General features: G+C 57.0%; 10 protein-coding genes. 9 read left to right on the forward strand and 1 reads right to left on the reverse strand.

The features are described 5' to 3' along the window. Window positions 1-60: 60 nt before the first annotated feature. The 6 genes from SLIT_RS04885 (at window position 61) to pbpG (ending at window position 8653) form a co-directional block, all read left to right on the forward strand. The gene (locus tag SLIT_RS04885; protein ID WP_013029114.1) at window positions 61-804 is read left to right on the forward strand and encodes an endonuclease/exonuclease/phosphatase family protein; all 744 of its coding nucleotides are present in this window, start codon (window positions 61-63) and stop codon (window positions 802-804) included. Next, the gene (gene clsB / locus SLIT_RS04890) at window positions 801-1967 is read left to right on the forward strand and encodes a cardiolipin synthase ClsB (RefSeq protein WP_013029115.1); all 1167 of its coding nucleotides are present in this window, start codon (window positions 801-803) and stop codon (window positions 1965-1967) included. The genes SLIT_RS04885 and clsB overlap by 4 nt, the downstream gene beginning before the upstream one ends. 97 nt (window positions 1968-2064) lie before the next feature. Next, window positions 2065-4551 (forward strand): glycogen/starch/alpha-glucan phosphorylase, encoded by a 2487-nt coding sequence (locus tag SLIT_RS04895; RefSeq protein WP_013029116.1) that lies wholly within the window; start codon window positions 2065-2067, stop codon window positions 4549-4551. Continuing rightward, window positions 4548-5537 carry a glucokinase gene (glk, locus tag SLIT_RS04900; RefSeq protein WP_013029117.1) on the forward strand — a complete coding sequence of 330 codons (990 nt, stop codon included), beginning with the start codon at window positions 4548-4550 and terminating at the stop codon, window positions 5535-5537. The genes SLIT_RS04895 and glk overlap by 4 nt, the downstream gene beginning before the upstream one ends. Window positions 5538-5798: 261 nt before the next feature. Continuing rightward, a complete protein-coding gene (locus SLIT_RS04905) occupies window positions 5799-7676 on the forward strand; it encodes an ABCB family ABC transporter ATP-binding protein/permease (protein ID WP_013029118.1) in 1878 nt (625 codons plus the stop codon). A gap of 77 nt (window positions 7677-7753) precedes the next feature. Then, window positions 7754-8653, forward strand: coding sequence for a D-alanyl-D-alanine endopeptidase (gene pbpG / locus SLIT_RS04910; protein WP_013029119.1), 900 nt, complete (start codon window positions 7754-7756; stop codon window positions 8651-8653). A gap of 60 nt (window positions 8654-8713) precedes the next feature. Here the strand turns inward: pbpG and SLIT_RS04915 are convergent, their stop codons facing one another. Next, the gene (locus SLIT_RS04915; protein ID WP_049871037.1) at window positions 8714-9685 is read right to left on the reverse strand and encodes a LysR family transcriptional regulator; all 972 of its coding nucleotides are present in this window, start codon (window positions 9683-9685) and stop codon (window positions 8714-8716) included. Window positions 9686-9850: 165 nt separating this feature from the next. Between SLIT_RS04915 and SLIT_RS04920 the strand changes: the two genes are divergently transcribed. The 3 genes from SLIT_RS04920 (at window position 9851) to SLIT_RS04930 (ending at window position 12661) form a co-directional block, all read left to right on the forward strand. After that, window positions 9851-11272, forward strand: coding sequence for a form I ribulose bisphosphate carboxylase large subunit (locus tag SLIT_RS04920; protein WP_013029121.1), 1422 nt, complete (start codon window positions 9851-9853; stop codon window positions 11270-11272). Window positions 11273-11366: 94 nt separating this feature from the next. Continuing rightward, the gene (locus tag SLIT_RS04925; RefSeq protein ID WP_013029122.1) at window positions 11367-11723 is read left to right on the forward strand and encodes a ribulose bisphosphate carboxylase small subunit; all 357 of its coding nucleotides are present in this window, start codon (window positions 11367-11369) and stop codon (window positions 11721-11723) included. Window positions 11724-11857: 134 nt separating this feature from the next. Next, entirely contained in the window at window positions 11858-12661 is an 804-nt protein-coding gene (locus SLIT_RS04930; RefSeq protein WP_013029123.1) for a CbbQ/NirQ/NorQ/GpvN family protein, read from the forward strand. Window positions 12662-12667 lie beyond the last annotated feature (6 nt).

Consider the following 12667-nt stretch of genomic DNA (forward strand, 5'->3'; position numbering starts at 1 on the left):
CAGGTTGTTCGGCGTGAGCATAGCGCACGCCAGTTTGTCGATTAGGTAGAATGTCCAGCCATGACCACGCTCAAGATCGCTACCTACAATATCCATAAAGGTTTCTCGCAATTCAATCGTCGCGTGGTACTGCACGAATTGCGCGAACGCTTGCGCGAACTGGATGCCGACATCGTATTCCTGCAGGAGGTGCAGGGCGAGCATGCGGGTCATGTGCAACGCCACGCCGATTATCCGGCCGAGCCCCAGCATGAGTTTCTTGCCGATGAGTTCTGGGCGCATCATGCTTATGGCATGAACGCGGTTTACGACGAAGGTCATCATGGTAATGCCGTACTCAGCCGTTTCCCCATCCTGCAGGCTTTCAACAAGGATGTGTCCGCGCATCGTTTTGAGAGCCGCGGTTTGTTGCATTGCGAAGTGGAGATCGGCGGGCAGCTGGTACATTGTCTCTGCGCTCACTTCGGACTGTTTGCCAAGGGGCAGCGTGCGCAGATGAGAGCCTTGGTCGAGTACGTGTTGAACGACATACCCAAAGATGCACCGCTGGTCATCGCGGGGGACTTCAATGACTGGCGCAACCAGTTGAGCCGGGCTTTGGCCAAAGAGATCGGCGTACAAGACGTGTTCGGTCTGCAGGAAGGCAAGCCTGCCCGCAGTTTTCCGTCGCGCATCCCGGTGTTTCGGTTGGACCGGATATATGTGCGCGGTTTCAGCGTGCAATATTGCGATGTGCATATCGGCGGCAAATGGCGCCGATTGTCGGATCATGCTGCGCTTTCCGCGCAACTGGAAAGGATATGAATCGTACCCATCTGATATCCGGCGCCGAGCTGATGCTATTGCAGAACGGCGCGGAGTTCTTTCCCCAGCTGTGTACCGAGATCGATGCGGCAAGACATTCCATCTATCTGGAGAGTTATATCTTTGCCTCCGACGAGACCGGCAACATGGTTGCGGAAGCATTGCAGAGGGCGGCAGAACGCGGGGTGGTGGTGCGGGTGTTGCTGGATGGCTTTGGTTCGGCGGAGTTGTCGGGTGAATTTGTCGATGCTTTGCGCATGGTCGGGGTGGAAGTGCAATTGTTCAGGCCCGAAGTATCCCCTTTTACCTTGCGCCGCAGCAGGATGAGACGCCTGCGGCGCATGCATCGCAAGCTGGCCGTGATGGATGGGGCGGTGGCTTTTGTCGGAGGCATCAACATCATTTGCGACATCCCCGCAAGACTGGGTTTCGATGCGCCGCGTCTGGACTATGCCGTACGGGTAAAAGGCGAGCTTGCGGGCGAGATACAGGCGGTAATGCAACGCTTGTGGGAAATGGTTTCCTGGGCAGCGTTCCGCAAGCGTGTCAGGGAGGAAGGCTGGCGCAGGTACCGGGTCAGGAGTCATCCTGCAGCAAAGGTGAGACTGGTCCTGCGTGACAACGTGCGGCATCGGCGCGATATCGAACGAGCCTATCTCAATGCCATCGCGGGCGCGCAGCATGAGGTCATCATTGCCAATGCTTATTTCCTGCCGGGCCGTCTGTTCCTGCGCGCACTGGTGCATGCGGCGGAGCGCGGAGTGCGTGTAGTGCTGATGTTGCAGGGCAAGGTGGAATACCGCCTGCAACATTATGCCACCCTGGCGCTATACGGGCGCCTGCTGGCAGCAGGTGTGGAGATTTACGAATATCATGCCAGCTATCTGCATGCCAAGGTCGCGGTCATCGATGGAGAGTGGGCGACCGTGGGCTCGTTCAATATCGATCCGTTCAGTTTGCTGTTGGCACGCGAGGCGAATCTGGCGGTGCAGGATAAAGGCTTTTCCGGAGACCTGCGCGGTAGCTTGTGGCGCGCCATCGAGCGGGACGGGCGACGCGTAGAACTGGCCCGGGCAAATCTGGGCACTCGGGTTCTGGCGCGCATGAGTTACGGATTGGTGCGGCTCATCATCGGCGTGCTGGGAATCTCCAAATCACACTGATGCCATCGCCGCGAATTGACACTGCCAGATGGCGCGCGGAGAATCTGCAGCTAGAGCCGCAGCTCGAGCGAATGCCTGCACATCAACTGGGGGAGCGATGAACAATAAAGCGACGCCGCAGCATCGAAATGCAGGGATGAGCAAGGAGGCGGTCGAGGTATCGCTCGGCGACCACCTCATATACACCAGCAGCAAATACCATACCGACGCGACCACGCACGACTGGTTCCAGATCACGGCGCTGACAGTGCGCGACCGCCTGGTCGAGCGCTGGATGGAGACCATGCAGCGTTATTACGAGCAGGATGTAAAACGTACTTACTACTTGTCGCTCGAGTTCCTGATGGGACGCACGCTCGGCAATGCAATGCTCAATCTGGGCATGGAAGAGCAATGCAAAGCCGCGCTCTACGAGCTGGGGCAGGAGCTGGAGGTGGTTGCCGAAGTCGAGGCGGATGCCGCGCTGGGCAACGGCGGACTGGGGCGTCTGGCCGCATGTATCCTCGATTCCATGGCGACGCTGGATCTGCCCTGCTACGGTTATGGCATACGCTACGAATACGGCATGTTCCGCCAGAGCATAGAGAATGGCATACAGATGGAACACCCGGACAACTGGCTGCGCTATGGCAACCCGTGGGAGTTCCCGCGCCCGGAATTGTTGTATCCGGTGAAGTTCTACGGCCGCGTGGTGGAGTACAGGCATGAGAACGGTTTGCTGCATCACCATTGGGTCGATACCGATGATGTGATGGCCATGGCTTACGACACGCCGGTTCCGGGTTACGGCGGCAAGACGGTCAATAACATGCGGTTATGGGCTGCGAAATCATCGCGCGATTTCGATCTGCGTTATTTCAACCAGGGCAACTATATCCAGGCCGTTGCCGACAAGAACGAGTCGGAGAACCTGTCCAAGGTGCTGTACCCCAACGACACGACTGAAATGGGGCGCGAATTGCGCCTGAAGCAGCAGTACTTCTTTGTCAGCGCTTCATTGCAGGACATGCTTTTCCGCTACAAGAAAAAACACTCGAACTGGGTGCAGTTGCCCGACAAGGTCGCTGTGCAGTTGAATGATACGCACCCGTCCATTGCCATCGCCGAGATGATGCGTCTGATGGTGGATGTCCATCATCAGACATGGGAAGAGGCGTGGGAGCTGACAACGCGCATCTTTTCCTACACTAACCACACGTTGATGCCGGAAGCGCTCGAGACATGGCCGGTGGCGATGCTCGAAAGCGTGCTGCCGCGCCATCTGCAGATCATCTATGAGATCAACCATCGTTTCCTGCAACAGGTGATGCACCAGTTCCCGGGGGATGGCGAATTACTGCAGCGCCTGTCCATCATCGACGAGTCCGGTGGTCGTCGCGTGCGCATGTCGCATCTCGCCATCATTGGCAGCCATGCCGTGAACGGTGTTGCCGCACTGCATACCGAACTGATAAAACGCACGATCTTTGCCGATTTTGAACGCGTCATGCCGGGCAAGATCATCAATATAACCAACGGTGTCACGCCGCGCCGCTGGTTGAACCAGGCCAATCCCGGGTTGTCCAGGCTGATCACCGAATATGTCGGCGATGTTTGGCTGACCGATCTTGACCAATTGAAGCGGCTGCGCGAGTTTGCAGACAATGAGGTTTTCCAGCAGCAATTCCGCGCAGTCAAGCAAGCCAACAAGGCACGCCTGGCCGGGATGATACGCAAACAGCTCGGCATCGAGATCGACCCGTCTTCGATATTCGACATCCAGATCAAGCGTATTCATGAATACAAGCGCCAGTTGCTCAACATGCTGCATGTCATCACGTTATACAACCGCATTCGTTCGGGTAATCATCCAGACGTCATGCCGCGCACCGTGATCATCGCCGGCAAGGCCGCACCCGGATATACGATGGCCAAGCGCATCATTCGTCTTGTCAACGATGTGGCCGAGGTCGTCAATAACGATCAGCTGATCGATGGCAAACTGAAGCTGGTGTTCATGCCCAATTATGATGTCTCGAATGCCGAGCGCATCGTGCCGGCTGCCGACCTTTCCGAACAGATATCCACTGCCGGAACCGAGGCTTCCGGAACGGGCAATATGAAGCTGGCATTGAACGGTGCGCTCACTATCTGCACCTTGGACGGAGCGAATGTAGAGATGGGCGACGAGGTGGGTACGGAGAATCTCTTCATGTTCGGCCTTTCGGCCGCCGAGGTCGACTTGCTTCGGCGCCAGGGTTACGATCCTTTGAGCTACTACAACGGAAACGGAGAATTGAAACAGGCGCTGGACATGATCGCAACCGGCTATTTTTGCCCGGACGAGCCGAATCGTTATCAGGAGATATCCGACGCGTTACTCAAGAATGGTGATCATTTTATGTTGCTGGCAGACTACGCAGCCTATATTGCCTGCCAGGACAAGGTGAACGAGCTCTATCGCGATCCAAAAGAATGGACCAGGCGTGCCATCCTGAACGTTGCCGGGATGGGCAAGTTCTCCTGCGACCGTACGGTTCGCGAATATGCCGAACGCGTATGGCATGTCGCGCCGATAGAGCCGATGGCAAGCGAGAGCACATGACCAGGGTCGTTGCAGGGGATATTGGCGGAACCAAGACAAGGCTGGCGATTGCCGAGGTTGCCGACACGCATGTCGACGTCGAACGCGAAATCAGTTATCCGAGTTCCGACTTCGCCACCTTCGAGGCATTGCTGACGGATTTTCTGACCGGTATGCAGACGCCAGATTTTGCGGCGTTTGGCATCGCAGGACCGGTGCATGCAAGGGCGGTGCGTACCACCAACCTGCCCTGGTATATCGAAGCCGACGTTTTGCAGCAGCGCTTCGGCTTCAGGGTTTGCACCCTGCTTAACGATCTGGAGGCGACTGCCTGTGGACTTCCGGCTTTGAGCGCTGCGGACCTGCTGACCTTGCAGCAGGGAGAGCCAGGGGCGCTCGGCAACTCGGCTGTCATCGCAGCCGGTACCGGACTGGGCGAAGCAGGCTTGTTTTGGGACGGGCAAGTGCACCACCCCTATGCGACCGAAGGCGGGCATGGCAGCTTCAGTCCACAGACGGAACTCGAGATCGCTTTGTTGCGTCACCTGCAACTGCGACATGCGCATGTCAGCTGGGAGCGTGTCGTCTCCGGCATGGGGTTGCTCGATCTGCACGACTTTTTGCGCAGCTACCGCAAATCTGCCGTTCCCCGGTGGCTTGCCGAGGAGATGCAGTCAGGTGACGCTGCTGCCGCCATTTCCGGCGCGGCATCGGCTGGCACGGACGATGTCTGCATCGAAACGATGAACTGCTTTGTGCGCCTGTACGGTGCGGAAGCCGGCAATCTCGCTTTGAAGACGATGAGCCGCGGGGGCATGTACGTAGGAGGGGGCATTGCACCAAAGATATTGCCGTTGCTGCAGGGCGGCCAGTTCCTTGAGGCATTCCTGAACAAGGGGCGGATGCGTCACCTGTTGGAGGCGATGCCGGTACGCGTGATCTTGAACGACCGGGCGGCGCTTTATGGTCCCGCGCTCCGTGCAGCGGGTGCCGCGCTCAATGTTTGATGCACGCAGCTAGTGCGCTGTGCGACATTCGTGTGCATTACCTTTCAATACTGAAATTGGCATTCCTTATAAAATCCTTTTGAATCAATGCCAATAAAATTGGCATGGCGCTTGCTCATAGAGAGATGAAAGCGGCCTTGGGTCTCCCGCCCTTCCGCTTTTATGTATCTCCTCCTGTTTTGGGCATCCTTTATGGATGCCCGTTTTTTTGACATTTGATCAGCAAGCTATAATGCAAGTTGTCATTTATTGTGTACTCAGATGAATCCCTATTCGCACACCCCATCCGCGCAAACACGTACCGATTGGCGTGTCATCCGCAGTCTGATGCCCTATCTGCTGGAGTTCAAAGTCCGCCTGGTGTCGGTGATCGTGCTGCTGGTGCTGGCGAAGCTCACCAACGTTGCCGTGCCGCTGGTGCTCAAGGAGATCGTGGACGCGATGGGCAAGCCCAAAGCGATGCTGGCCATCCCTGTGTTTCTGGTTGTCGGATACGGCCTGCTGCGTCTGTTCAGTACGCTGTTCGGCGAGTTGCGCGATGCATTGTTCGCCAAGGTCACTCAGCGCGCCATCCGCCGTGTGGCGCTACAGGTCTTTGAGCATTTGCACAATCTGAGTTTGCGCTTCCATCTGGAGCGGCAGACCGGCGGAGTATCCCGCGACATCGAGCGGGGTACGCGCGGTATCAGTTTCCTGCTTACTTTTCTGCTGTTCAATATCCTTCCAACCCTGCTGGAGATCGTGCTGGTGGCGGGCATCCTGTTCGTGAAATACAACCCCTGGTTCGCCATCATCACCTTCGTCACGCTGTTGATCTATGTGATTTTCACTTTGGTGATCACCGAATGGCGCATGGTGTTTCGACGCACCATGAATGACATGGATTCCAAGGCCAACACGCGTGCCATCGACAGCCTGATCAATTACGAGACGGTGAAATATTTCGGCAACGAGCACTACGAAGTACAACGCTATGACGAGCAAATGCAGCGCTGGGAAGTCTCGGCCGTACGCAACCAGACCTCGCTGGCCACGCTTAACGCCGGGCAGAGCATCATCATCGCCGTCGGGGTAACCTTGCTTATGCTGCTGGCTGCCGACGGAGTGGTGAAGGGCACGATGACCATCGGCGACTTGGTGCTGGTGAACGTATATATGTTGCAGCTCTACATGCCGCTGCATTTCCTGGGATTCGTCTATCGTGAGATCAAGAACTCATTGGCCGATATGGAAAGGATGTTCCGGCTGCTGGATGAGAACCGGGAAATACAGGATGCACCAAGCGCGCTTCCGCTCAAGCTGCACGGCGTTGCAGTACGGCCAAGACACGGTGCGGCGGAGCCGACGGGGGCGGGAGTGGCCGCATCGCACCCTCTCCCGCAAACGGCTGACTCCGTCAGTAATGTGTCGGGGGTGCGTTTCGAAAAAGTCCGATTTTCCTATGAGAAGTCGCGCGAGATATTGCACGACGTGAGTTTCGACATTCCGGCGGGGCATACGGTAGCCGTGGTGGGGGCGAGCGGCGCAGGCAAATCCACCCTGTCGCGTTTATTGTTCCGTTTCTACGATGTGGATGGGGGCAGCATCTCCATCGACGGGCAGGACATCCGCTCGGTCACCCAGGCCAGTTTGCGTGCTGCCATCGGCATCGTGCCGCAGGACACCGTGTTGTTCAACGATACCATCTACTACAACATCGCCTATGGGCGGCCTGACGCCTCGCGAGATGAGGTGATCGCAGCGGCACAATCCGCTCATATCCATACTTTCATCGAATCCTTGCCGCAAGGTTACGATTCGATGGTGGGGGAGCGTGGCCTGAAGCTTTCCGGGGGCGAGAAGCAGCGAGTGGCTATCGCGCGCGCCATTTTGAAGAATCCGGCGATCCTGATCTTCGACGAGGCAACTTCGGCGCTTGATTCGAAATCGGAAAAAGCCATTCAGGACGAATTGCGCAGCATCGCCATGAACCGCACCACCCTGGTGATCGCCCACCGTCTGTCGACTGTCGTGGACGCTCATCAGATTCTCGTCATGGATAAAGGTGCTATCGTTGAGCGTGGAACACATCGTAACCTGTTGGAAAAACAGGGTATTTATTCGCAGATGTGGGCGCTACAGCAGCAGGAAGAACATTAGCAAATTTGCCACAATCATTGTATCCATTTGGTTTTTTAGGGTATTCTCCACGCCGTTTGGAGAGTCAAAGGGGAATCATGTTTAAGAAAATCATCATGTTGGCGTTGTTCAGCCATGTGTTGCTGGTACATGCGGAGGGCAATGAAGGCGTGAATCCGGTAGTGCGCGACGATCAGCCGTCCAGCGTTGCATTCAGCCATATGCCGCCTCCAAGGCTGCAATCCGCTATCGCCATGATCTATGACGAACAGGATCAGCGCCCGATCTATTCCAAGAACTCCCACAATGTCGTTCCCATTGCATCCATAACCAAGCTGATGACGGCAATGGTCATTCTGGATGCCAAATTGCCGATGGATGAGCCAATCAGCATCAGCCCGGAAGACCGAGATCATTTGAAGGGATCGCGTTCTCGTATGCGCAACGGCATGACTTTGACGCGGGCGGAACTGATCCAGCTGGCTTTGATGTCATCGGAGAACCGTGCCGCGGCCGCTTTGGCGCGCACTTACCCGGGCGGTACGCCGGTGATGCTGGCGATGATGAATGCCAAGGCGCGCGAACTGGGGATGAACTCTACCCACTTCCTGGATCCGACCGGGTTGAACAGTGCAAATGTTTCGACTGCTCAGGACTTGGTCAAAATGGTGATGGCAGCGCAAGGTTATGAATATATCCAGCACTGCACGACCTCACATTCGCGCATCGTGCAAGTGGATAGTCGACGTACATTGCGTTTCAGCAATACCAATCCCCTGGTCAGGAATTCCCAATGGGATATCGGTCTCAGCAAGACCGGCTACATCAGCGAGGCCGGGCGTTGCCTGGTCATGCAGGCGAGGATAACCGATCGACCAGTGATCATCGTGTTGCTGGATTCCTGGGGTAAGCGCACTCGCGTCGGCGATGCTGTGCGGGTAAAACACTGGATGGAGAGCGCAGTTTCCAGGTCGATCCGGCGTACCAGCTACGAGTAAGCCTGAATAAAAAAAGGGGGCGCAAGTCCCCTTTGCTTTTTGCATATGGCTGACATCAAATCAGGCGGAATCCTTTCTGTCCTTGCCGCCATTTTTTCGAGTGGGAAAGCCGGGGATACCCTGCAGGTATTTTTCACCAACCAGCTTGCTCTCCTTGTGCAGGAATTCGAGGAAGGCCAAGGCGACCACCGATAGCTGTTTTTCCTTGGGATGGGCCAGATACCAGTGACGCTGGATCGGGAAGCCCTGCACATCGAGGATAGCCAGTTCCTGGCTGTCGCGATCCAGCGCAAGGGTATGCGCCGACAGCACGGCAATTCCCAGCCCGCCAACCACTGCCTGCTTGATCGCTTCGTTGCTGCCGAGTTCCATCCTCACTTTTAGCTTCAGCCCTCTTTCGGCAAAGAATTGTTCAGTGGCCAGACGGATGCCGGAACCTTGTTCGCGCATCAGGAACTGTTCTTCAGTCAGACGTTGCAAGGAGATATTCTTTTCTGCTGCCAAAGCATGGTTGCTTGCGGCCAGCACGACCAACGGATTTTCCAGGAAGGGTTCTATCTCTATATCCATATCTTCCGGTGGCGCTCCGAGTACGTACAGGTCATCCTGGTTGTCGGCGAGGCGTTGCAGTACCCGTTCCCGATTGGTCACCTTGAGTGACACGTCGATACCCGGATAGCGCTGGCAGAAAAGCCCAAGCAGACGCGGTACGAAATACTTGGCAGTAGTGATGATGGCCAGGTTCAGCTTTCCCGCCTTCACCCCTTTCATGTCCGAGACCAGCATCTCGAAACGGGACATATCCTCAAAGATATTTCGGCAGACCTTGAGCAACTCGCGCCCGGGGTCGGTCAGGTAGATGCGTTTGCCGATCTGTTCCAGCAGGGGTAGCCCGACGATATCGGTTAACTGCTTGATCTGTATCGATACCGTTGGTTGGGTCAGGTACAGCTCCTCGGCTGCGCGGGTGTAGCTTAGATTGCGTGCCACCGACTCAAACACCTTGAGCTGGCGCAATGTCGCGTTTTTCATCATGTTCTTTACTCAAAAAACCATAGATATTAGTCTATCGTTTACATCGAAAATTACAATTATTATTTATGGTTGCTCCTGTTTATAGTGGCTGCACGCTCTTCTGAGCCACGAAATCTTTCGTACTGGAGGATACATGTTCAACCTGATAACAAGGAGTTCGCCATGGCAGTCAAGACATATAACGCCGGTGTAAAAGAATACCGGCAAACCTACTGGACGCCGGAATACACCCCGCTGGATACCGACATCCTCGCCTGTTTCAAGATCACCCCTCAGCCTGGCGTGGACCGTGAAGAAGTTGCGGCCGCAGTCGCCGCAGAGTCCTCAACCGGCACCTGGACCACGGTATGGACCGATCTGCTGACCGATCTGGATTACTACAAGGGGCGTGCCTATCGCATCGAAGACGTGCCCGGAGATGATACCTGCTTCTATGCGTTTGTTGCTTACCCGATCGACTTGTTCGAAGAGGGCTCTGTCGTCAACGTGCTGACCTCGCTGGTCGGCAACGTGTTCGGCTTCAAGGCGTTGCGCGCCCTGCGTCTGGAAGACGTGCGCTTCCCGATCGCCTATGTGAAGACTTGCGGCGGACCTCCTCAGGGCATCCAGGTCGAGCGCGACAAGATGAACAAGTATGGCCGCCCGCTGCTGGGCTGCACCATCAAGCCCAAATTGGGTCTCTCCGCCAAGAACTACGGCCGTGCCGTGTACGAGTGCCTGCGCGGTGGCCTGGATTTCACCAAGGACGACGAGAACGTCAATAGCCAGCCGTTCATGCGCTGGCGCGACCGTTTCGAATTCGTGCACGAAGCCACGCTGAAAGCCGAGCGCGAGACCGGCGAGCGCAAGGGCCACTACCTGAACGTGACCGCGCCGACGCCGGAAGAGATGTACAAGCGCGCCGAGTTTGCCAAGGAGATCGGCGCACCGATCATCATGCACGACTACCTGACCGGCGGCCTGACCGCCAACACCGGCCTGGCCAACTGGTGCCGCAATAACGGCATGCTGCTGCACATTCACCGCGCCATGCACGCCGTACTGGACCGCAATCCGCACCACGGCATCCACTTCCGCGTGCTGACCAAGGTGCTGCGCCTGTCCGGCGGCGACCACCTGCACTCGGGCACCGTGGTCGGCAAGCTGGAAGGCGACCGCGAGGCGACGCTGGGCTGGATCGACACCATGCGCGACGAGTTCATCAAGGAAGACCGCAGTCGCGGCCTCTTCTTCGATCAGGACTGGGGCTCCATGCCCGGCGTCTTGCCGGTCGCCTCCGGCGGTATCCACGTATGGCACATGCCGGCGCTGGTGACCATCTTCGGCGACGACTCCGTGTTGCAGTTCGGCGGCGGCACGCTGGGTCACCCGTGGGGCAATGCGGCCGGTGCGGCAGCCAACCGCGTTGCGCTCGAGGCCTGTGTGGCAGCGCGCAACCAGGGCGTAGCAGTCGAGAAGGAAGGCAAGTCCATCCTGACCGAAGCCGCGAAATCCAGCCCGGAACTGAAGATCGCCATGGAAACGTGGAAAGAGATCAAGTTCGAGTTCGACACCGTCGACAAGCTGGACGTGGCACACAAGTAAAAATGCAGGTCGGGCAGCGCGGAAGCGATGCCCGGCAATTCACACAACATTGGGTCACGGCCAAGCTTGGCCCAAGCTACGAAAGGATGGAATCATGAGCGAAGTAATGGATTACAAATCACGTTTGTCCGACCCTGCCAGCCGCAAGTTCGAGACATTCTCCTACCTGCCGGCAATGACCGCCGACCAGATCAAGAAGCAGGTGGAGTACCTGGTTTCCAAAGGCTGGAATCCCGCCATCGAGCATATCGAGCCGGAATACCTGATGGACTCCTACTGGTACATGTGGAAGCTGCCGATGTTCGGCGAGACCGACGTGACCAAGGTATTGGCGGAAGCCGAAGCCTGCCACAAGGCCAACCCCAACAACCACGTGCGCCTGATCGGTTATAACAACTTCAACCAGTCCCAGGGCGCGGCCATGGTGATCTTCCGCGGCAAGACGGTTTGATGCAGTTGACTCCTGCCGCGCCGGTTCGGGCGGCAGGTTTTTTTTACCGCGACCTGAGGTGTTTCGCATATGGACACAAGCGTCTGCAAGCCGGCCGCTTCTGCCTTTGTGTTGAACGATAGACGGAGACAAGAATGAGCGACATCATCCAGCAGTACCGTATCGAAAAGGAACCCTATTACCGCGCCGTTTCGGACGAGGTGGAATTGTTCGAGGCTGCCTACACCGTGCGCATGCCGATGATGCTGAAGGGTCCCACGGGCTGCGGCAAGACCCGCTTCGTGGAGCACATGGCATGGAAGCTGGGCAGGCCGCTGATCACCGTGGCCTGCAACGAGGACATGACCGCTTCCGACCTGGTCGGGCGCTTTCTGCTCGACGCCAACGGCACGCGCTGGCAGGATGGTCCGCTTGCGATTGCGGCACGTTATGGTGCGATCTGCTATCTGGATGAAGTGGTGGAAGCACGTCAGGACACCACCGTCGTGATCCACCCGCTGACTGACAATCGCCGTGTACTGCCGCTGGAGAAGAAGGGTGAGCTGGTGCACGCGCACCCTGATTTCCAGCTGGTGATCTCCTACAACCCCGGTTACCAGAGCCTGATGAAGGATCTGAAGCAGTCCACCAAGCAGCGTTTCGGCGGACTCGACTTCAATTATCCGGAGCATGACATCGAATCCGAGATCATTGTCCATGAGACCGGTGTCAAGGCGGATGTGGCCGGCAAACTGGTTTCCATCGCCGAACGTGCTCGCAACCTCAAGGGGCACGGGCTCGACGAGGGCATCTCAACGCGCATGCTGGTATATGCAGGCAGTCTGATCGCAACCGGCGTCGATCCGGTCAAAGCCTGCCGTGTCGCACTGGTGCGCCCGATCACGGATGACCCCGATATGCGTGATGCGCTGGATGCGGCGGTGACGACATTTTTTTAGGGTGAC

It is taken from the genome of Sideroxydans lithotrophicus ES-1, from assembly GCF_000025705.1.
Classification (GTDB): Bacteria; Pseudomonadota; Gammaproteobacteria; order Burkholderiales; family Gallionellaceae; genus Sideroxyarcus; species Sideroxyarcus lithotrophicus.